General features: G+C 46.4%; 1 protein-coding gene. It reads right to left on the bottom strand.

Going from position 1 to position 474, the window contains the following annotated elements; translation table 11 throughout:
• On the bottom strand, positions 1–474 hold a 474-nt coding region (locus AX662_RS08945; RefSeq protein ID WP_197414700.1), incomplete at both ends, for an SH3 domain-containing protein.

Raw genomic sequence — 474 nt, 5'->3', positions numbered from 1 at the left:
CTGATTCAGGGAGATTTGGTTTATCCGCTGGCTTAGCAACCGGTTTAACTTCTGGTTTAGTTTCTGTCGCTTTAACTGTTGCAATATCAACGTAACGACGGGCACCGCTTGCTGTTACATATGAAAGCCATTGATGACCATCGGCTGTCAAAACCTTATCGTAGTTAACGCTCATACCTTTGTCATAGTAGGCCAACTCTGGGCTTGAAACTTTGGCTTCCGCCTTGATTGACGCACGACCTGTGAAGGTATAAGTTCCTGTCGCTGGAAGGTTGATAGCACCTGTAGTGGCTGGTTTGCTGCTAGCAGCATAATCGCCACCTTCGATACCGAAGTATTCTTCCAAACTCAAGCCTGAATCGTGAATATCTTTAGCTTCTTTCCCCACATAGCGGATGTGCCACGCTTCTGGCATGTAACCGGTTGAAGCTTCTTTACCTGCTTGGAAACGCACGATAAAGCCATAGTTATGTG

This window comes from Streptococcus sp. CCH5-D3 (genome assembly GCF_001556435.1).
Classification (GTDB): Bacteria; Bacillota; Bacilli; order Lactobacillales; family Streptococcaceae; genus Streptococcus.
This window is presented reverse-complemented; position numbering and strand designations above follow the sequence as displayed.